17 protein-coding genes are annotated in these 21307 nt (G+C 60.9%); 12 read left to right on the top strand and 5 right to left on the bottom strand.

The window, feature by feature from the left end; all coding sequences use genetic code 11:
- Positions 1–12 precede the first annotated feature (12 nt).
- Entirely contained in the window at positions 13–1215 is a 1203-nt protein-coding gene (locus NN484_RS20540; protein WP_215500943.1) for an HlyD/EmrA/EmrK family protein, read from the top strand.
- A gap of 163 nt (positions 1216–1378) precedes the next feature.
- Entirely contained in the window at positions 1379–2908 is a 1530-nt protein-coding gene (locus tag NN484_RS20545) for a DHA2 family efflux MFS transporter permease subunit (protein ID WP_127651053.1), read from the top strand.
- Between the two features lie 189 nt (positions 2909–3097).
- Here the strand turns inward: NN484_RS20545 and lpxH are convergent, their stop codons facing one another.
- Together lpxH and NN484_RS20555 are read right to left on the bottom strand one after the other, a co-directional pair.
- Positions 3098–3850 (bottom strand): UDP-2,3-diacylglucosamine diphosphatase, encoded by a 753-nt coding sequence (lpxH, locus tag NN484_RS20550; protein ID WP_215500942.1) that lies wholly within the window; start codon positions 3848–3850, stop codon positions 3098–3100.
- Positions 3847–4353 carry a peptidylprolyl isomerase gene (locus NN484_RS20555; protein WP_127651051.1) on the bottom strand — a complete coding sequence of 169 codons (507 nt, stop codon included), beginning with the start codon at positions 4351–4353 and terminating at the stop codon, positions 3847–3849. Before NN484_RS20555 ends, lpxH begins: the two co-directional genes overlap by 4 nt.
- A 250-nt stretch (positions 4354–4603) precedes the next feature.
- On the opposite strand from NN484_RS20555, the gene NN484_RS20560 reads away from it, so the two are divergent.
- A complete protein-coding gene (locus tag NN484_RS20560; RefSeq protein ID WP_274657744.1) occupies positions 4604–6301 on the top strand; it encodes a glutamine--tRNA ligase/YqeY domain fusion protein in 1698 nt (565 codons plus the stop codon).
- 22 nt (positions 6302–6323) lie between these two features.
- Complete coding sequence (cysS, locus tag NN484_RS20565; protein ID WP_047291685.1) at positions 6324–7706, top strand: cysteine--tRNA ligase; 1383 nt, start codon at positions 6324–6326, stop codon at positions 7704–7706.
- 203 nt (positions 7707–7909) lie between these two features.
- Here cysS and NN484_RS20570 read toward each other — a convergent pair whose 3' ends face one another.
- Entirely contained in the window at positions 7910–9757 is a 1848-nt protein-coding gene (locus tag NN484_RS20570) for a sigma-54-dependent Fis family transcriptional regulator (protein ID WP_274657745.1), read from the bottom strand.
- Positions 9758–10095: 338 nt separating this feature from the next.
- On the opposite strand from NN484_RS20570, the gene NN484_RS20575 reads away from it, so the two are divergent.
- From NN484_RS20575 to NN484_RS20600, 6 genes are read left to right on the top strand one after another with little or no spacing between them, the layout of a single operon-like run.
- Positions 10096–11190: an ABC transporter ATP-binding protein gene (locus NN484_RS20575; RefSeq protein WP_127651048.1), complete on the top strand. Its 1095-nt coding sequence runs from the start codon at positions 10096–10098 to the stop codon at positions 11188–11190.
- Positions 11190–12305, top strand: coding sequence for an ABC transporter ATP-binding protein (locus tag NN484_RS20580; protein WP_127651047.1), 1116 nt, complete (start codon positions 11190–11192; stop codon positions 12303–12305). Before NN484_RS20575 ends, NN484_RS20580 begins: the two co-directional genes overlap by 1 nt.
- A complete protein-coding gene (locus NN484_RS20585) occupies positions 12302–13168 on the top strand; it encodes a carbohydrate ABC transporter permease (protein WP_102357787.1) in 867 nt (288 codons plus the stop codon). The genes NN484_RS20580 and NN484_RS20585 overlap by 4 nt, the downstream gene beginning before the upstream one ends.
- Positions 13169–13178: 10 nt before the next feature.
- Positions 13179–13979: a carbohydrate ABC transporter permease gene (locus tag NN484_RS20590; protein WP_127651046.1), complete on the top strand. Its 801-nt coding sequence runs from the start codon at positions 13179–13181 to the stop codon at positions 13977–13979.
- A gap of 10 nt (positions 13980–13989) precedes the next feature.
- Positions 13990–14262 (top strand): DUF2160 domain-containing protein, encoded by a 273-nt coding sequence (locus NN484_RS20595; protein ID WP_027614647.1) that lies wholly within the window; start codon positions 13990–13992, stop codon positions 14260–14262.
- A 47-nt stretch (positions 14263–14309) separates the two neighbouring features.
- Entirely contained in the window at positions 14310–16052 is a 1743-nt protein-coding gene (locus NN484_RS20600; RefSeq protein WP_127651045.1) for an ABC transporter substrate-binding protein, read from the top strand.
- 212 nt (positions 16053–16264) lie between these two features.
- Here the strand turns inward: NN484_RS20600 and NN484_RS20605 are convergent, their stop codons facing one another.
- Entirely contained in the window at positions 16265–17722 is a 1458-nt protein-coding gene (locus NN484_RS20605; RefSeq protein WP_274657746.1) for a heavy metal sensor histidine kinase, read from the bottom strand.
- Positions 17719–18393, bottom strand: a complete 675-nt coding sequence (locus NN484_RS20610) for a heavy metal response regulator transcription factor (protein ID WP_127651043.1) — start codon at positions 18391–18393, stop codon at positions 17719–17721. Before NN484_RS20610 ends, NN484_RS20605 begins: the two co-directional genes overlap by 4 nt.
- 410 nt (positions 18394–18803) lie before the next feature.
- Between NN484_RS20610 and NN484_RS20615 the strand changes: the two genes are divergently transcribed.
- Both NN484_RS20615 and NN484_RS20620 read left to right on the top strand, forming a co-directional pair.
- The gene (locus tag NN484_RS20615) at positions 18804–20051 is read left to right on the top strand and encodes a TolC family protein (RefSeq protein WP_274657747.1); all 1248 of its coding nucleotides are present in this window, start codon (positions 18804–18806) and stop codon (positions 20049–20051) included.
- Between the two features lie 49 nt (positions 20052–20100).
- Entirely contained in the window at positions 20101–21294 is a 1194-nt protein-coding gene (locus NN484_RS20620; protein ID WP_274657748.1) for an efflux RND transporter periplasmic adaptor subunit, read from the top strand.
- The last annotated feature ends 13 nt before the right edge of the window (positions 21295–21307 follow it).

The following is a 21307-nucleotide window of genomic DNA, read 5'->3' on the forward strand; positions in this document are numbered from 1 at the left end:
CAGGTATTTGTCATGGCCACTGCCGAAAACACTCAAGCTCAAGCCAACACCCCGGACACCGGCAATCCGCGCAAACGCAAAGTAATGCTGCTGGTGCTGACCGCTGTCGTCGTCCTCGCCTGTGCCGGCGTCTGGGCGTATCACGAATTCATCGGACGCTTTAACGAAAGCACCGACGACGCCTACGTCAACGGCAACGTCGTCGAAATCACGCCGCTGGTGACCGGCACCGTGGTCAGCATTGGCGCTGACGATGGTGATCTGGTCCACGAAGGCCAGGTGCTGATCAACTTCGACCCCAACGACGCCGAAGTCGGCCTGCAAAGCGCCCAGGCGAAACTGGCGCGCACCGTGCGTCAGGTGCGTGGTCTGTACAGCAACGTCGATGGCATGAAAGCCCAGGTCAACGCGCAACAGGCTGAAGTGCAGAAGGCGCAGGACAACTACAACCGCCGGAAAAACCTCGCCGCAGGCGGGGCGATTTCCCAGGAAGAACTGTCCCACGCCCGCGACGACCTGACCTCGGCGCAAAACGCCCTGGCCAACGCCAAACAGCAACTGAAAACCACCAGCGCACTGGTCGATGACACCGTGGTCTCGTCGCACCCGGACGTGATGCAGGCCGCCGCCGAATTGCGTCAGGCCTACCTGACCAACGCCCGCAGCACCTTGATCGCGCCGGTCACCGGTTATGTCGCCAAGCGCACCGTGCAACTCGGTCAACGGGTCCAGCCGGGCACCGCGCTGATGGCGGTGATTCCGCTGGATCAGCTGTGGATCGACGCCAACTTCAAGGAAACCCAGCTGCGTGACATGCGCATCGGCCAGCCGGTGGACATCGAGTCCGACATCTACGGCAGCAGCGTGAAGTACAGCGGCACCGTCGACAGCCTCGGCGCCGGTACCGGCAGCGCGTTTGCCCTGCTGCCGGCGCAGAACGCCACCGGTAACTGGATCAAGATCGTGCAGCGTGTGCCGGTGCGGATTCACGTCAACGCCGAAGAGCTGGCCAAGCATCCGCTGCGGGTCGGTCTGTCGACCAACGTCGAGGTCAACCTGCACGACCAGAGCGGTCCGGTGCTGGCCCAGCAGCCGCCGCAAAAGGCCTCGTTCAGCACCAATGTCTACGACCGCCAACTGGCCGAAGCCGACGCGATGATTGCGCAGCTGATCCACGACAACAGCGCTGTGGTCAGCAAAACCGCGCAACGCTGAGATCACACTCCTCAGGTGCGGGCCTTTGTGGCGAGGGAGCTTGCTCCCGCTGGGGCGCGCAGCGGCCCCAAAAGCTTGCGACTGCTTCGCAGCCGAGCGGGAGCAAGCTCCCTCGCCACAAAGACCCGCTCCATAGCGTCAACCTGGTTTCATAGGATTCACGATGAGCAATAACGCCTCTTTCACCCCGCCCAGCCTGTTGCTCAGCACCATCGGCCTGTCGCTGGCGACGTTCATGCAAGTGCTCGACACCACCATCGCCAACGTGGCCCTGCCGACGATTTCCGGCAACCTGGGGGTGAGTTCGGAGCAGGGCACCTGGGTGATCACCTCGTTTGCCGTGAGCAACGCCATTGCGTTGCCGCTGACCGGTTGGCTCAGCCGCCGTTTCGGCGAGGTGAAGCTGTTTCTCTGGGCCACCATCCTGTTTGTGCTGGCCTCGTTTCTCTGCGGTATCTCCACCTCGATGCCGGAACTGATCGGCTTCCGTGTGCTGCAAGGCCTGGTGGCCGGGCCGCTGTACCCGATGACGCAAACCCTGTTGATCGCGGTGTATCCGCCGGCGAAGCGCGGGATGGCGTTGGCGCTATTGGCGATGGTTACGGTGGTGGCGCCGATTGCCGGTCCCATTCTCGGTGGCTGGATTACTGACAGCTACAGCTGGCCGTGGATCTTTTTCATCAACGTGCCGATCGGCATCTTTGCGGTGATGGTGGTGCGCTCGCAACTGGCCAAGCGTCCGGTCGAGACCAGTCGGCAGCCGATGGACTACGTCGGGCTGATCTCGCTGATCATCGGGGTTGGCGCGTTGCAGGTGATCCTCGACAAGGGCAATGACCTGGACTGGTTCGAATCGAACTTCATCATCATCGGCGCGGCGATTTCGGTGATTGCGCTGGCGGTGTTCATTATCTGGGAAATGACCGACCAGCATCCGGTGGTCAATCTGCGCTTGTTCGCCCACCGCAACTTCCGCATCGGCACGCTGGTGTTGGTGCTGGGTTATGCCGGGTTCTTCGGCATCAACCTGATCCTGCCGCAGTGGCTGCAGACACAGATGGGCTACACCGCGACCTGGGCCGGTCTGGCCGTGGCGCCGATCGGCATTCTGCCGGTGTTGCTGTCGCCGTTTGTCGGCAAGTACGCGAACAAGTTCGACCTGCGTCTGCTGGCCGGGCTGGCGTTCCTGGCGATCGGCCTGAGCTGCTTCATGCGCGCCGGGTTCACCAACGAGGTGGACTTCCAGCACATCGCCCTGGTGCAGCTGTTCATGGGCATCGGCGTGGCGTTGTTCTTCATGCCGACCCTGAGCATCCTCATGTCGGATCTGCCGCCAAGCCAGATTGCCGACGGCGCCGGTCTTGCGACTTTCCTGCGGACCCTGGGCGGCAGCTTCGCGGCGTCACTGACCACGTGGATCTGGATCCGCCGCGCCGATCAGCACCATGCGTACATGAGCGAAAGCATCAGCACCTATGAGCCGGCGACCCGCGAGGCGCTGAATCAACTGGGCGGGGCGGGTAATCCGGCGTATGCGCAGCTGGATCACGTGCTGACCAGCCAGGCATACATGCTCTCCACCGTGGATTACTTCACGCTGCTGGGCTGGGGCTTCATGGGGCTGATTCTGATTGTCTGGCTGGCGAAGCCGCCGTTTGCTGCCAAGGCAGGGCCTGCGGCCAGCGGTCACTGATCTGCAATGCGATCAAACTGTAGGAGTGAGCCTGCTCGCGATAGCGATATCACATTCAACATCTGTGTTGACTGATACACCGCTATCGCGAGCAGGCTCACTCCTACAGGGTTTTGTGTCTTAGCTCCTACATTGGAATGCGTTTCCCTGTAGGAGCTGCCGAAGGCTGCGATCTTTTGATCTTGGCTTTTAGATTGCGGGGGCGGGCAGGGCCGGAGGCGGGGCGAAGTCGAACGGCGCCAAGGCAAACCCGTTCTCATCCACCTGCAACGCCCATCCCTGACGATCCCAATCCCCCAGCACAATCCGCTTCGCCGCCTGCTCGCCGAGCTGCAGCTTGTGGATCGCCGGACGATGGGTGTGGCCGTGAATCAGGGTTTTCACCCCGTATTGCTGCATGATTCGCGGAATTTCTTCCGGGGTGACATCGACAATGTCGTTGGCCTTCATGCGCGTCTGCTCCCGGCTTTCGCTGCGCAGCTTGCGCGCCAGTTTATGGCGGGTGCTCAGGGGCAGATGGCGCAGGATGAACAGGGTGATCGGGTTGCGCAGGTAGCGACGCAGCTTCATGTAGGCTTCGTCGCGGGTGCACAGGCTGTCGCCGTGCATCAGCAACACCGGCTCACCGTAAAACTGCACGACGCTCGGGTCCTTCAACAGCGTGCAGCCGGCTTCTTTGCAGAAAGCCTTGCCGAGCAGGAAGTCGCGATTGCCGTGCATCAGAAAGATCGCCGTGCCGCTGTCGCTCAATGCGCGCAGGGCCTGGCAGATGGAACGCTGGAAGGGCGTCATGGCATCGTCGCCAATCCACGCCTCGAAAAAGTCGCCCAGAATGTACAGCGCACTCGCCGAGCGGGCGCGTCCGGCGAGCAAATCCAGAAACGCCCGGGTAATGTCCGGGCGCTCCTCTTCCAGATGCAAGTCTGAAATCAGCAATATCACGCTTCGATGATCTCGGCTTTCTCGATGATCACGTCGTCGCTTGGTACGTCCTGGTGGCCAGCTTTGGAGCCGGTCGCGACTTTCTTGATGCTGTCGACAACGTCGGTGCCTGCGGTGACTTTACCGAACACGGCGTAGCCCCAGCCTTGTACGTTCTTGCCGCTGTGGTTCAGGAAGCTGTTGTCGGCGACGTTGATGAAGAACTGCGCCGACGCCGAATGCGGCTCCATGGTACGGGCCATGGCGATGGTGTACTTGTCGTTGGAAAGACCGTTGTCGGCTTCGTTCTGGATGCTTGGACGCTTGTCTTTCTTTTCCTTCATGCCTGGCTCGAAACCGCCGCCCTGGATCATGAAGTTACCGATTACACGGTGGAAAACGGTGTTTTCGTAGTGACCGGCTTTGACGTACTCGATGAAGTTGGCCACGGTGATCGGGGCCTTTTCAGCGTTCAGTTCGATGACGATGTCGCCATGGTTGGTGGTCAGTTTGACTTGAGTCATGGTCATTACTCTTTATAAGGAATCCGTGGTTCTGGGACATTCAGCCCCACAACCGGTTCAGCCTGCTTCGGCCAAGGAGCGCAGTTTAGCGTGACAGGCGCGAATTTCGAGGCTGTTTTTCAAATCCCGGCGATTAAATGCGCTCCTTTATAGGCCGTGCTCTGTCAGCCCCTTGACAGCATCGGCTATGATAGCGGCTTTGTTTTGTCTGGCCCCCTTTGCGGCCGCGCACATGTAAGTCAAGGATCCTATGAGCAAGCCCACTGTCGACCCTACCTCGAATGCCAAGTCCGGCCCTGCCGTGCCGGTCAATTTCCTGCGGCCGATCATCCAGGCAGACCTGGACTCGGGCAAGCACACCCAGATCGTCACCCGTTTCCCGCCTGAGCCCAACGGCTACCTGCATATCGGCCACGCCAAGTCGATCTGCGTGAACTTCGGCCTGGCCCAGGAGTTCGGCGGCGTCACGCACCTGCGTTTCGACGACACCAACCCGGCCAAGGAAGACCAGGAATACATCGACGCGATCGAAGCTGACGTCAAATGGCTGGGCTTCGAGTGGTCCGGCGAAGTGCGCTATGCCTCGCAGTATTTCGACCAGTTGCACGACTGGGCGGTGGAGCTGATCAAGGCCGGCAAGGCTTACGTCGACGACCTGACCCCTGAGCAGGCCAAGGAATACCGCGGCAGCCTGACCGAGCCGGGCAAGAACAGCCCGTTCCGCGACCGTTCGGTTGAAGAGAACCTCGACTGGTTCGCCCGCATGCGTGCCGGCGAGTTCCCGGATGGCGCCCGTGTGCTGCGCGCGAAGATCGACATGGCCTCGCCGAACATGAACCTGCGCGACCCGATCATGTACCGCATCCGCCACGCCCATCACCACCAGACGGGCGACAAGTGGTGCATCTACCCGAACTACGACTTCACCCACGGTCAGTCGGACGCCATCGAAGGCATCACCCACTCGATCTGCACCCTGGAGTTCGAAAGCCATCGTCCGCTGTACGAGTGGTTCCTGGAAAACCTGCCGGTGCCGGCCAACCCGCGCCAGTACGAGTTCAGCCGCCTGAACCTGAACTACACCATCACCAGCAAGCGCAAGCTCAAGCAACTGGTCGATGAAAAGCACGTCAATGGCTGGGACGATCCGCGCATGTCCACGCTGTCGGGCTTCCGCCGCCGTGGCTACACGCCGAAATCGATCCGCAACTTCTGCGAAATGGTCGGCACCAACCGTTCCGACGGCGTGGTCGACTTCGGTATGCTCGAATTCAGCATCCGTGACGATCTGGACCACAGCGCCCCGCGCGCCATGTGCGTGCTGCGTCCGCTGAAAGTCGTGATCACCAACTACCCGGAAGGCCAGGTCGAGAACCTCGAACTGCCGCGCCACCCGAAAGAAGACATGGGCGTGCGTGCGCTGCCGTTCGCCCGGGAAATCTACATCGACCGTGAAGATTTCATGGAAGAGCCGCCGAAGGGTTACAAACGTCTGGAAGCGGGCGGCGAAGTGCGTCTGCGCGGCAGCTACGTGATCCGTGCCGACGAAGCGATCAAGGATGCCGACGGCAACATCGTCGAGCTGCGTTGCTCGTACGACCCGGACACCCTGGGCAAGAACCCTGAAGGCCGCAAGGTCAAAGGCGTGATCCACTGGGTGCCGGCCGCTGCCAGCGTCGAGTGCGAAGTGCGTCTGTATGATCGCCTGTTCCGCTCTCCGAACCCGGAGAAGGCCGAAGACAGCGCGAGTTTCCTGGACAACATCAACCCTGACTCACTGCAAGTGCTGACCGGTTGTCGTGCTGAACCCTCGCTGGGCAATGCACAGCCGGAAGACCGTTTCCAGTTCGAGCGCGAAGGCTACTTCGTTGCGGATATGAAGGACTCGAAACCAGGTCAGCCGGTATTCAACCGTACCGTGACCCTGCGTGATTCGTGGGGCCAGTGATTCAGCGTCAAGGAAATATAAAGTGCTGACGATCTACAACACGCTCACCAAGAGCAAAGAAGTCTTCAAACCGCTGGATGGCAACAAGGTGCGCATGTACGTGTGCGGTATGACCGTGTACGACTACTGCCACCTCGGCCACGGCCGCAGCATGGTCGCGTTCGACCTGGTGACCCGCTGGTTACGGTTCAGCGGTTACGACCTGACCTACGTGCGCAACATCACCGACATCGACGACAAGATCATCAACCGGGCCCGCGAGAACGGTGAGTCGTTCGAAGCGTTGACCGAGCGCATGATCGCCGCGATGCACGAAGACGAAGCGCGCCTGAACATCAAGAAGCCGGACATGGAACCGCGCGCCACGGATCACATTCCGGGCATGCACGCGATGATCCAGACCCTGATCGACAAAGGCTTCGCTTACGCCCCGGGCAACGGTGACGTGTACTACCGCGTTGCCAAATTCATGGGCTACGGCAAGCTGTCGCGCAAGAAGATCGAAGACCTGCGCATCGGTGCGCGCATCGAAGTCGACGAGTCGAAGGAAGACCCGCTGGACTTCGTCCTGTGGAAAGCCGCCAAGCCGGGCGAGCCGAGCTGGGAATCGCCGTGGGGCGCCGGGCGTCCGGGCTGGCACATCGAGTGTTCGGTGATGTCCACCTGCTGCCTCGGTGAGACCTTCGACATTCATGGCGGCGGCAGCGACCTTGAGTTCCCGCACCACGAAAACGAAATCGCCCAGAGCGAAGCGGCCACCGGCAAGACCTACGCCAACGCGTGGATGCATTGCGGCATGATCCGCATCAATGGCGAGAAGATGTCCAAGTCCTTGAACAACTTCTTCACCATTCGCGACGTGCTCGACAAGTACCACCCGGAAGTCGTGCGTTACCTGCTGGTGTCGAGCCACTACCGCAGCGCGATCAACTACTCGGAAGACAACCTCAAGGACGCCAAGGGCGCACTCGAGCGGTTCTACCACGCGTTGAAAGGTCTGCCGAGCGTCGCTCCGGCCGGCGGCGAAGCGTTCGTCGAGCGTTTCACCACGGTGATGAACGACGACTTCGGCACGCCGGAAGCCTGCGCGGTGCTGTTCGAGATGGTCCGTGAGATCAATCGTCTGCGCGAGAGCGATCTCGATGCAGCGGCCGGTTTAGCGGCGCGTCTGAAAGAGCTGGCGAGCGTGCTGGGCGTGTTGCAGCTGGAGGCCGATGACTTCCTGCAGGCGGGCGCCGAAGGGCGTGTCGATGCGGCTGAAGTGGATGCGCTGATCGCTGCGCGCCTGGCGGCACGGGCCGGCAAGGACTGGGCCGAATCCGACCGCATCCGCGACCAGCTCACCGCCATGGGCGTGGTGCTGGAAGACGGCAAGGGCGGCACGACCTGGCGTCTGGCTGACTGATTGCTGTGTTTGGCTGTAAAACAAAACCCGCCTTGTGCGGGTTTTTGTTTTTGGGGTGGGCTGTGGTTTGTGTGGTGACGGGACTGGCGCCTTCGCGAGCAAGCCCGCTCCCACAATTGATCTCTGGTGGGTTTGAGTTATAGGTACGACGCCAATCCTGTGGGAGCGGGCTTGCTCGTGAAGAGGCCAGACCGGCCGGCTTGTCATTCGGCTTGGCGCAACCGCTTGTACAGGGTGTTGCGGCTCACACCCAGCCGCCGCGCCAAATGCGAAATATTCCCCCCAGCCGCCTTCAACTCCCGGTTCAAGGCTTCAATATCATTCAGATCAACCCCCAGTGGCGGCGCGCTCTCGACTGGCTCCATTTCCAGATCGACAAAAAAATCATCCGGCAAATGCTCCGATCGCACTGGCTGTTCCTCGGCCATCGCCAGCGCCACCTGCATCACGCTGCTGACCTGGCGCAGATTGCCCGGCCACGGATGGCGCTCGAACAGTTCCAGCACCTCACGGCTCAACCCAGCCCATTGCGTCGGCTCGCGATGCTGCTCCCACAGGCGTTTGAACAACGCCTCTTTATCACTGCGTTCCCTCAGCGGTGGCAGCTCAAGGGTCAGGCCGCCGATGCGGTAATACAAATCCTCGCGAAACCGCCCCAATTGCACCTGTTCGCGCAGCGAACGGTTGGTCGCCGAGATAATTCGCAGATCCACCGGGAACAGCTCACTGCTGCCCACCGGTTGTACGCAGCGCTCCTGTAGCACTCGCAACAGTCGCGCCTGAGTCGGCAATGGCATATCGCCGATTTCGTCGAGGAACAGCGTGCCTTTGTCGGCCTTGCGGATCAGGCCGATGCTGCCTTTCTGGTTGGCGCCAGTGAACGCGCCTTTCTCGTAGCCGAACAGTTCCGACTCCACCAGTTCGGCGGGGATCGCCGCACAGTTGACGGCGATGAATGCCTGTTTGCTGCGCGAGCTGGCCTGGTGCAGGGCTTTGACGAATACCTCTTTGCCGACTCCGGTTTCACCGTGGATCAGTAGCGGAATGTCCTTTTCCAGCAGGCGTTCGGCCTGGCGCACGGCTTTTTCCACGCGGCTGTCACCGAAGTGCAGGGTGTTGAGGCTGATCGCGTTCGACGCTTTAACAGGTGGTTCCGCGCTTTTCGGCTCGGTAAACACTCGTGCCTGAACCGGTGCCTGTTTCGGTCGCTTCAATAAACACTGAAAGCGGTTTCGCCCCGAGGTCTGCAAGGCAAACGGCAAGCCATCCGGCTGATTGATCAACTCCAGCAACGACACCTTGAACAGACTTTCGACGCTGACCCGCGACAGGCGCACGCCGAGCAGATTGTCCGCCCGCCGATTGGCCGACAGCACCTGACCGCTCTCATCGAAAATCAACAGACCCGCCCACTGACTGTCGAGGTTGTTCAACCCGGTGTTGAAGGTCAGTTGAAAGTGCTGGCCGTGGAACAGGTTGAGGATCAGCCGGTTCTCTACAGTCTGGCTCATCATCTTGACCATGCCCAGGGTGTGCGAGGGCGGCAGGTAGCTGTCGCTGGACACGTCGAGCACCGCGATGACTTTGCGCTCGGCGTCGAAAATCGGCGCGGCGGAACCGGTCATGAAACGGTTGGCCTTGAGAAAGTGCTCGTCATGTTCGATGTGCACCGCTTGCTCGCAGGCCAGCGCGGTGCCAATCGCATTGGTGCCGCTGGAGCGCTCCATCCAGCTCGCGCCGGCGCGAAAGCCCCGTGCCAGGTTCGGCTCGATAAAGCGCTGGGTGCCCCACGATGTCAGCACCTGGCCCTGATGGTCGGCAAGCATGATCAGGCAATTGGAATTACTCAGGATGTTCTCGTAGTACGGCAGCACTTCCTGATGGGTGGTCTGCACCAGCGAATGGTGACTGTCGAGCAACTGCTCGATGCCGGCGGCGGGCAGTTGATCGAAGGCCGGGGCGCTTTGATGGTTGAGACCGAAGGCGCGGCAACGTTGCCAGGAGGTCTGGACGATCGCGTCGTGGGACAGCGGCGGGGCAGGTGCGGCCATGGCAGGTCAGCCTCTGATGCAGCGTTTTTATTATTGTTATGGATGACACAAACACCGTGTAGGAGCTGCCGAAGGCTGCGATCTTTTGATCTTTTTTAATAACAAAAGTCAAAAGATCGCAGCCTTCGGCAGCTCCTACAGGGAGCGTGAGCAGTCTGTAGAGTGTTGTTCACTATTGTTCATTGTCAATCGTCCAACTGTTCAAATGTGTTCAGCAATGAACGCCCGTTCCCCGCGTTTTCGGCACTTTTCACGACAAATCAACCACTTGCCATTTCTGGCACGAATGTCGCTCTGCTGCACAGGTCGCTTGACTCCAATAATAAAAAGGCCGAGCCATGTCACTCACCCTGGAGCACGTCAGCCGTACCGTCGAAGGCCAGACCTGGATCGACGATGCCTGCCTTAAATTCGAACCCGGATCCTTCAATGTTCTGCTCGGTCGCACGCTGTCCGGCAAGACCAGCCTCATGCGTCTGATGGCCGGTCTGGACAAGCCCGACAGCGGTCGCATCCTGATGAACGGCGTTGACGTCACCCAGCGCCCGGTGCGCCTGCGCAACGTGTCGATGGTCTATCAGCAGTTCATCAATTACCCGACCATGACCGTGTTCGAGAACATCGCCTCGCCGTTGCGCCAGGCCGGTGTCACCAAGGAACTCATCCACAGCAAGGTCGAGGAAACCGCGCGCATGCTGCGCATCGAGAAGTTTCTGCAGCGCTATCCGCTGGAGCTTTCCGGCGGTCAGCAGCAGCGCACGGCGATGGCCCGGGCGCTGGTCAAGGATGCCGAACTGATCCTGTTCGACGAGCCGCTGGTCAACCTCGACTACAAGCTGCGCGAAGAGCTGCGCCAGGAAATGCGCGAGTTGTTCAAACTGCGCCACACCATCGCGATCTACGCCACCACTGAGCCCAACGAAGCGTTGGCACTGGGCGGCACCACGACGATTCTGCACGAGGGCCGGGTGATCCAGAGCGGCCCTTCGACGGCGGTCTACCACCAGCCGCAAACGGTGCTGGCGGCGGAGTTGTTCTCCGAACCGCCGATCAACCTGATGCCCGGGCGCATTGCCGGCAACGAAGTCAGCTTCGCCAATTTCGTGCACTTCCCATTGAACGTCGATCTGCGCCCGGTGGGTGAGGGCGAGTTCCGTTTTGGCGTGCGCCCCAGCCATATCTCGCTGGTGCCGAGCAACGATGACGATCTGGAACTGGCGGTCACCGTCGAAGTGGCGGAGATCAGCGGTTCGGAAACCTTTCTGCACGTGCGCAACGAGCATTTCCTGCTGGTGCTGCACCTGCCCGGGGTTCACGAGTACGACGTCGATGCGCCGATCCGCATCTACATCCCGACCCATAAACTGTTCGTGTTCGATGCGCAGGGCCGTCTGGTGCAGGCACCGGGCCAACGTGTCGCGAGGGTTGCCTGATGGCCGAAATCCGTTTGCAGCACCTCGCCCACAGCTACAGCAAGCAGCCGAGCGGGCCTGATGATTACGCGATCCGCGAGATGGACCACATCTGGGAGCAGGGTGGCGCCTACGCCTTGCTCGGCCCATCGGGGTGTGGAAAATCCACCCTGCTAAACATCATTTCCGGCCTGCTCAGCCCCTCGCAAGGGCACGTGTTGTTCGACGGCAAAGCGGTCAATGACCTGACGCCGGAGAAGCGCAACATCGCCCAGGTGTTCCAGTTCCCGGTGGTCTACGACACCATGACCGTGTTCGACAACCTCGCATTCCCCCTGAGAAACCAGGGCATGGCCGAGGCGAAAGTACACAGCAAGGTGCAGGAAATCGCCGAAGTCCTCGACCTGCAAAACCTGCTGAGCAAGAAGGCGCGCAACCTCACCGCCGACGAAAAACAAAAAGTCTCCATGGGCCGTGGCCTGGTGCGTGACGACGTCTCGGCGATCCTCTTCGACGAACCGCTGACGGTGATCGACCCGCACTTGAAGTGGAAACTGCGGCGCAAGCTCAAGCAGATCCACGAGCAGTTCAACATCACCATGGTCTACGTCACCCACGATCAACTGGAGGCTTCGACCTTCGCCGACAAGATCGCGGTGATGTACGGCGGGCAGATCGTGCAGTTCGGTACGCCCCGGGAATTGTTCGAGCGGCCGAGTCACACCTTTGTCGGCTACTTCATCGGCAGCCCCGGGATGAACCTGATCGACGTGCAGCCGCAACCGGGCGGGGTCGGTTTCGCCTCGACACATTTGCCACTTTCCGACGCCTTGCAGCGGCATATCGAACACGGTCAGTGGAAAAATCTGAAGGTCGGCATCCGTCCCGAGTTCATTCATGTGTGGGACGAGCCGTTTGACGAGGCGCTGCAGGCGCGGGTCGTACACGTCGAAGACCTCGGCACCTACAAGATCCTCACCCTCGACCTCGACGGCGCGCCACTGAAGGTGCGCCTGGCCGAAGACAAACCGGTGCCGCAGGGCACGGCGTACATCAGTTTTCCGGCGCAGTGGCTGATGGTCTATGCCGACGAATTCCTGCTGGAAGACACCGACCCTACCGAGGTGCAGCCATGAACAAGGTGCAGAACAACAAGGCCTGGTGGCTGGTGTTACCGGTGTTTCTGCTGGTGGCATTCAGCGCGGTGATCCCGATGATGACCGTGGTCAACTACTCGGTGCAGGACATCTTCGACCAGTCCAGCCGCTACTTCGTCGGTGCCGACTGGTACAAGCAGGTGCTGCTCGATCCGCGTCTGCATGACTCGCTGCTACGCCAGTTCATCTACTCGGCGTGCGTGCTGCTGATCGAAATCCCTCTGGGCATCGGCATCGCCCTGACCATGCCGACCAAGGGCCGCTGGTCGTCAGTGGTGTTGATCATTCTGGCGATTCCGTTGCTGATTCCGTGGAACGTGGTCGGCACCATCTGGCAGATCTTCGGCCGCGCCGACATCGGCCTGCTCGGCTCGAGCCTGAATGCGCTGGGTATCAGCTACAACTACGCGGCCAACACCATGGACGCCTGGGTCACGGTGCTGGTGATGGACGTCTGGCACTGGACCTCGCTGGTGGCGTTGCTGTGTTTCTCCGGGCTGCGGGCGATTCCCGACGTGTATTACCAGGCGGCGCGGATTGACCGCGCGTCGGCGTGGGCAGTGTTCCGCCACATCCAGTTGCCGAAGCTGAAAAGCGTGCTGCTGATCGCGGTGATGCTGCGCTTCATGGACAGTTTCATGATCTACACCGAGCCGTTCGTGCTCACCGGCGGCGGGCCGGGCAATGCCACGACCTTCCTCAGTCAGACGTTGACGCAGATGGCCGTCGGCCAATTCGATCTGGGGCCGGCAGCGGCGTTTTCGCTGGTGTACTTCCTGATCATCCTGCTGGTTTCGTGGCTGTTCTACACCGCCATGACCCATTCCGACGCCAATCGCTGAGGGCCCGGCCATGAGCAAAAGAAAGCTTATTCCGCTGCTGGTCTACATCCTGTTCGTGCTGGTGCCGATCTACTGGCTGCTGAACATGTCGTTCAAGAGCAACACCGAGATCCTCGGCGGCCTGACGCTGTTCCCCCAGGATTTCACCTGGCACAACTACAAGGTGATCTTCACCGATCCGAGCTGGTACAGCGGCTACATCAACTCGCTGTACTACGTCAGCCTGAACACAGTGATCTCGCTGAGCGTGGCGTTGCCGGCGGCGTACGCGTTTTCGCGGTATCGCTTCCTTGGCGACAAGCACTTGTTCTTCTGGTTGCTGACCAACCGCATGGCGCCGCCGGCGGTGTTTCTGTTGCCGTTCTTCCAGTTGTATTCGTCGATCGGGCTGTTCGACACGCACATTGCCGTGGCGTTGGCGCACTGCCTGTTCAACGTGCCACTGGCGGTGTGGATTCTTGAAGGTTTCATGTCCGGTGTACCGAAGGAAATCGACGAAACCGCTTACATCGACGGCTACAGCTTCCCCAAGTTCTTCGTGAAGATCTTCATCCCGCTGATCGGCTCCGGCATCGGCGTCACGGCGTTTTTCTGCTTCATGTTTTCCTGGGTCGAACTGCTGCTGGCGCGCACGCTGACCTCGGTGAATGCCAAGCCGATTGCCGCGGTGATGACGCGCACGGTTTCCGCTTCGGGCATCGACTGGGGCGTGCTGGCGGCGGCGGGGGTATTGACCATCCTGCCGGGGATGCTGGTGATCTGGTTTGTTCGCAACCACGTGGCCAAGGGCTTTGCCCTGGGTCGGGTCTGAGGAACGCATGATGGAATGGATGAGCTGGACCACCCCCACGGCGGGGTTCTTTATCGCCATCGGCCTGCTGCTGGTGGGCATGACCACCTGGGAATTGCGCTCGCCGAGCATCCTGCGGCGAGGTTTTCTGCCGATTGCCACCACCCGTGGCGATCGCTTGTTCATCGGTCTTCTCGGCAGCGCCTACCTGCATCTGCTGGTAATCGGCGTCACCGACTGGAGCATCTGGGTAGCGTCCGCGCTGTCTCTGGTGTGGCTGTTGGTTGTGATGCGCTGGGGCTAGTCGAGTCGCTCGGCAATCGTGCTCCGTCACTCAAACTGGAGGTCTCTATGTTCGACAAAAACAATAAGCTGCGACATAGCATTTCATTGGCAGCCATGCTGGCACTCAGTGGTTTGAGCGCATCTGCCTGGGCCGATGCCTACGAAGACGCCGCGAAAAAATGGATCGGCAGCGAATTCAAACCGTCGACCCTGACGGCGGATCAGCAGCTCGAAGAACTGAAGTGGTTCATCAAGGCCGCCGAGCCGTTTCGCGGCATGGAAATCAAAGTGGTTTCCGAGACCCTGACCACCCACGAATACGAGTCCAAGGTGCTGGCCAAGGCCTTCACCGAAATCACCGGGATCAAGCTCACCCACGACCTGCTGCAAGAAGGCGACGTGGTGGAAAAAATGCAGACGGTGATGCAGTCCGACAAGAACATCTACGACGGTTGGGTCAACGACTCGGACCTGATCGGCACGCACTTTCGCTATGGCAAGACCGAGTCGATCACCGACCTGATGGCCAACGAAGGCAAGAACTTCACCTCGCCGACCCTCGACATCAAGGACTTCATCGGCATCTCGTTCACCACCGCGCCGGACGGCAAGATCTATCAACTGCCCGACCAGCAGTTCGCCAACCTGTACTGGTTCCGCGCCGACTGGTTCGAACGCGCCGACCTGAAAGCCAAGTTCAAGGAAAAGTACGGCTACGAACTCGGTGTGCCGGTGAACTGGTCGGCCTATGAAGACATCGCCAAATTCTTCAGCGAAGACGTCAAGGAAATCGACGGCAAGCGCGTCTACGGGCACATGGACTACGGCAAGAAAGACCCGTCGCTGGGCTGGCGTTTCACCGATGCCTGGTTCTCCATGGCCGGTGGTGGCGACAAGGGCCTGCCCAACGGCTTGCCGGTGGACGAGTGGGGGATTCGCGTCGAGGACTGCCATCCGGTGGGTTCCAGCGTGACCCGCGGCGGCGACACCAACGGCCCGGCGGCGGTGTTCGCCACGCAGAAATACGTCGACTGGCTCAAGGCCTACGCGCCACCGGAAGCGGCGGGCATGACCTTCTCCGAGTCCGGCCCGGTGCCGTCCCAGGGCAACATTGCCCAGCAGATCTTCTGGTACACCGCGTTCACCGCCGACATGACCAAACCGGGCCTGCCGGTGGTCAACGCCGACGGTACGCCGAAATGGCGCATGGCGCCGTCGCCGCGCGGGCCGTATTGGGAAGAGGGCATGAAGCTCGGGTATCAGGACGTGGGTTCGTGGACGTTCATGAAATCCACGCCTGAGAAGCAGAAACTCGCGGCGTGGCTGTACGCGCAGTTCGTCACCTCGAAAACCGTGTCGCTGAAGAAAACCATCGTCGGCCTGACGCCGATTCGCGAGTCGGACATCAACTCGCAGGCGATGACCGATCTGGCGCCGAAGCTCGGCGGCCTGGTCGAGTTCTACCGCAGCCCGGCCCGCGTGCAATGGACCCCGACCGGGACCAACGTGCCGGACTATCCGCGTCTGGCGCAACTGTGGTGGAGCCACATCGCCGAAGCGGCCAGCGGCGAGAAGACCCCGCAACAGGCGCTGGACGGCCTGGCCAAGGATCAGGACGCGATCATGACGCGTCTGGAACGCTCCAAGGCGCAGGCGGTTTGTGCACCGAAGATGAACCCGGAACGCGATGCCCAGTACTGGTTCGACCAACCCGGCGCACCGAAACCGAAACTGGCCAACGAGAAGCCGAAGGGCGAGACCGTGAACTACAACCAACTGCTGAAATCGTGGGCGGATGCGCGCAAGTAACAGCTGAAATGTGAAAGGCGAACGGCACCGAAAGGTGCCGTTTTCTTTTGTGCTTGATCGACCGCCATCGCGAGCAGGCTCACTCCTACAAGTTTCTGTGGTGTTCACAAAACTCAAAAACACCCCGATCCCTGTAGGAGCTGCCGCAGGCTGCGATCTTTTGATCCTGATCTTCAAAGGCCAAGGCAAAAGATCGCAGCCTGCGGCAGCTCCTACAGGACATCGGTCAATGCCAGCTTCATGCTTGAATTGCCTGCAAGCGATGGGGCCATTGGTGTCAGCGCAGGAAAACCGAGGCGGAACACGGTCATGGCACCCGGCAAGCTCTTCACCTCCGCGACCCCCTGATGCAGGCTCATGATCGAACGCACGATCGCCAGCCCCAACCCGGTGCTGCCCTGCGAGCGCGCGCGGGCGCTGTCGACGCGGTAGAAGCGGTCGAACAGATGCGGCAGATGCTGCGCTTCGATTCCGGCCCCGGGATTGCTCACCAGCAGCGAGCTCTGCGTCGCCCCTTGCTCGATCAGCAGCGTCACGGTTTTCCCGTTCGGGCAGTGGCGCAAGGCATTGGACAAGAGATTGGAAATCGCCCGCTGAATCATCAACCGATCCCCCAACACCGATGCGCTGCCGATGACATTCAAATGAATCTGCTTGTCCTGCGCCGACAGCGAAAACATCTCCGCCACTTTCGCCGCTTCCTCCTCCAGCGCCACCGACTCGAACGGAGCCAGCGCCGACGGATGACTGACCTGCGCCAGAAACAACATGTCCGAGACAATCCGCGCCACGCGTTCCAGCTCCTCGGTGCACGACACCAACACGTCCTTGTATTCCTCGGTCGTGCGCTCGCGGGACAAGGTCACCTGCGCCTTGCCCATCAGGTTGTTGATCGGTGTACGCAGCTCATGCGCCAGGTCATCGGAGAACTGCGACAACTGCTGCACTCCGGCATCCAGCCGATGCAGCATGAAGTTGATGCCCTGCGCCAGTTCGCTCAGCTCCTGCGGCATGTTCACCACCGACAGCCGATGGTCCAGATCCTGGGTCGAGACCATCGCCGCCACTTTGCGAAACTCGCGCATCGGCGCCAGTCCGCGCTGCACCGCGCCCCACGCTGTGAGGCCGATGAACACCAGCAACAGCGGCAAGGCGATCAATGTCGAGCGCAGATAAGCACTGAGCAGGGCCTGATCATGCGCGTTGTCCATCGACAGCAGCACCGGCACGCTGCTGCCATCCTTGAGGCGAATCAGCTTCGACGCCGTGAGGAACTTCGCGCCTTCGGCATCGCTGCTGTCGCTGTAGGTCAACTGATCGGTGGTCACCTGCACGGCCCGCCATTCCGCGCGCGGATCCTTCAACCCGGAGCCGGATTTGAGCAGCGGCGAACGCAGGTTCAAGCGGTCATAAATCGTCAGCGTCAGGTTGTCATGGCCCATGACCTGATCGAGCAGAATGTGCGGCTTGCCGCTGACTTCATTGGCATCGACATACAGCGACAGGCTGTGCTCGACCTGCGCCATCTTCTTTTGCAGGCTGTCGCGCGACAGCGCATTCAGCTCATGGGTCAGGGCGAAATACGCGAGGATCGCCAGAAACACCACCAACAGCGCGCCGAGAATGCTCACCGTCAGACCGAGGCGCATCGACAGGCTGGCCGGCTTCATTCCCGCGCCTCCAGCACGTAGCCGACACCGCGCAGGGTGTGGATCAACTTGTTGTCGAACGGGTCGTCGATTTTCGCCCGCAAACGGCGGATCGACACTTCGACCACGTTGGTGTCGCAGTCGAAATTCATGTCCCACACCAGCGAGATGATCTGCGTGCGGGTCAGCACCTCGCCGGACTGGCGCATCAGCAGGTGCAGCAGGGCGAATTCCTTGGTGGTCAGGTCGATACGCTGCGCGCCACGAAACGCCCGATGGCGGCCCGGATCGAGCTCCAGATCGGCCACCTTCAGCACCTGCGGCACCGGGATGTTTTCGCTGCGACGCATCAAGGTGCGCACCCGCGCCAGCAGTTCGGGAAACTCGAACGGCTTGACCAGATAATCATCGGCGCCCAGATCCAGACCACGGATCTTGTCCGCCAGCCGTCCGCGCGCGGTGAGCATCATCACTCGCGTTGAGTGGGTGCGGCGCAGTTGTTCCAGTACGCCCCAGCCGTCCAGTTCCGGCAGGTTCACGTCGAGAATGATCAGGTCATACACCTGTTGTTGCGCCAGATGTAATCCATCGGCGCCATTGACGGCGTGGTCCACGATATAACCACTTTCGGTCAAACCCTGATGCAAGTATTCGGCAGCTTTAAGCTCGTCCTCGACGACAAGGATTCGCATGATCTTTCACCACTTTTATTTAATGGAGATTTAATTAAGGTGGCCGGGGAAAGTTGTTGTTTTTGTAGGGGCTTCCGGACGGTTCAATAACTCGATGATGGGCACGGTAAAGGCTGAAGTGGCTACAGGGTCAACCAGCGAAGCCTTTAAATCGGCCATCTGCGACAGCCTGTCGCAACAGGGAAGGCAGATTTTCATGAGTTCGATTTCGGCAAGTGCTGTTCGGCAGATAACTAGTGCGTATTTGTTTCGATGTATTGCGACAAAACCCTTTGCACTTCGCATCCTAGAGCAAAACAACTTCCGCCAACCGTGGATAACGGATTTGTAATGTTCCAGTCACCTTGTCGATAAGTTCAAAACCCTACCGTGGCGGCATCAAAGATTCTTGAATAAAGGAAGTCTTCCAATTGCCCGGTTTAATCGAACTGACGGCGCGATCACGCCTGAATAAAACCGCCAGCGGCCTCTTGTTGTTGGCGTGCAGCAGCCTTGCCAGTGCCTCGACCCTGACCCTGGATCAGGCGCTGCAAAGCGCCTTCGCCGGCAACCCGGACCTGGCCGCTGCGCAGTGGGAAATCGGCATTGCCGAGGGGGATCGCCAACAGGCTGGGCTGATCCCCAACCCCGAAGTGTCGTGGGAGGCCGAAGACACTCGACGCAATTCGCGCACCACCACGGTGATGCTCAGCCAGCCGATTGAACTGGGCGGCAAACGCGGTGCGCGGATCGACGTCGCCAGCCGTGCGCAGGACGCCGCCGGCATCGAGCTTGCGCGCAAGCGCAATGCCTTGCGCGCCGATGTCATTCAAGCATTCAACAGCGCGCAAACCGCGCAGCAACGTTTGCAGCTGTCGCGCCAGTCGCTGCAACTGGCCGAGCACGGTTTGCGCGTAGCCCAGGGCCGTATCGAGGCGGGCAAATCGTCGCCGGTCGAGGGCACGCGGGCGCAAGTGCAGCTCTCGGAAGTGCGCCTGGAGCTGAGCCGCGCCGAACGCGATCAGGCCAACGCGTATCAGCAGTTGGCGCAGGTCATGGGCGCACCGTTGCCCACGTCGACCAACGTGCAAGCCGCCACGCAAAACCTCGCCACGGTGCCGCCGCCGAGCCGTTTGCTCGAGCGTCTGAACCAGAGCGCTGAACTGCGTCTGGCCAAGCTGCAGATCGATCAGCGCGAAGCGTCGTTGGGCCTGGAAAAGTCTCAGCGCATTCCCGACCTGACCGTGAGCATCGGCAGCCAGTACAGCGAGACCGAGCGCGAGCGGGTCAACGTGGTCGGGCTGTCGATGCCGATTCCGCTGTTCAACCGCAATCAGGGCAACGTGTTGGCGGCGGCGCGGCGCAGCGATCAGGCGCGGGATTTGCGCAACGCCACCGAGCTGCGTTTGCGCACCGAAGTCCAGACCAGCCTTGAGCAATGGCAGACCGCCAATGGCGAAGTCAAAGCCTTCAATCAGACCATCCTGCCCGCCGCACAAAGTGCAGTCGACAGCGCCACCCGGGGTTTCGAAATGGGCAAGTTCGGCTTCCTCGACGTGCTCGACGCCCAGCGCACGCTGATCGCCGCGCGCAGCCAATACATCCAGGCCGTGAGCGAGGCGACCGACGCCCGCGTGCGCCTCGAACGGATCTTCGGCGACCTCAGCGTCCTCCCTTGAATTTAACTTTTCAGACAACTGCGCGAAGGCACGGCGCAGAGGAGTTTCCATGGATAAAAAACTGATGGTGGTCGCGGTGGCGACCTTGGTGCTGGGTATTGGCATCGGCGCGATGTGGCCGACCACGAGCACGCTCGAAGCGCACGCCGATGAGGCCTCCGAACACGCCGATCACGCGGAGGAGGGCGCTGCGGCCGACGGTGAACATGACGAAGAAGGGCACATTGAACTGAGCGCCGAGCAGATCGCGGCGGCGGGTATTCAACTGGCCGAGGCGCGAGCGCAGAGCATCAGTCTTGGCCTGTCGTTCCCCGGCGAAGTGCGCTTCGATGATGACCGCACCGCCCACGTCGTACCGCGAGTGCCGGGGGTGGTCGAGTCGGTGGCAGTCAACCTCGGGCAACCGGTGAAAAAGGGCCAGTTGCTGGCGGTGATCGCCAGTCAGCAGATCTCTGAGCAGCGCAGCGAACAGGCCGCCGCGCAACGGCGTCTGGCGTTGGCGCGCACCACCTACGAGCGCGAGAAAAAGCTGTGGCAGGACAAGATCTCCGCCGAGCAGGATTTCCTGCAGGCGAAGCAGGCGCTGGAGGAGGCGGAAATCGCCATGAACAACGCCCGGCAGAAAATCAGCGTGCTCAGCGGCAGCGTGGTCGCCACCGGCGGCAATCGCTACGAACTGCGCGCACCGTTCGACGGTGTGGTGGTGGAAAAACACCTGACGCCGGGGGAGGTGGTCGATGAAACCACGGCCGCTTTCACCCTTTCGGATTTGTCTCGCGTGTGGGTCACGTTCGGCGTCTCGCCCAAGGACCTGACCAAAGTGCAGGTGGGCAAACCGGTGACCGTCAGCGCACCTGAACTGAAAGCGCAAGTGACCGGCAGCGTGGCTTACGTCGGCAGCCTGCTCGGCGAACAAACGCGCACCGCGACCGTCCGCGTCACTTTGGAAAACCCGCAGGGCTCGTGGCGTCCGGGGCTGTTCGTCAGCGCGCTGGTTGCCACTGACAGCCGCCAGGTCAAGGTGGCCGTGCCGGAAACCGCGATCCAGACCGTCGAGGACAAACCCACGGTGTTCGTGCGCACCGACGACGGCTTCAAGGCGCAAGCGGTGGAGCTGGGCAGCCGCGCAGCCGGCCACGTGGAAGTCACCCAAGGGCTGGAAGCGGGCGTGCAAGTCGCCAGCGCCGGCAGCTTTGTCCTCAAGTCGGAGCTGGGCAAAGCCTCAGCCGAGCACAGTCATTAATCCTGGAAGGTCC

Origin of the sequence: Pseudomonas serboccidentalis (genome assembly GCF_028830055.1) — a bacterium.
Classification (GTDB): domain Bacteria; phylum Pseudomonadota; class Gammaproteobacteria; order Pseudomonadales; family Pseudomonadaceae; genus Aquipseudomonas; species Aquipseudomonas serboccidentalis.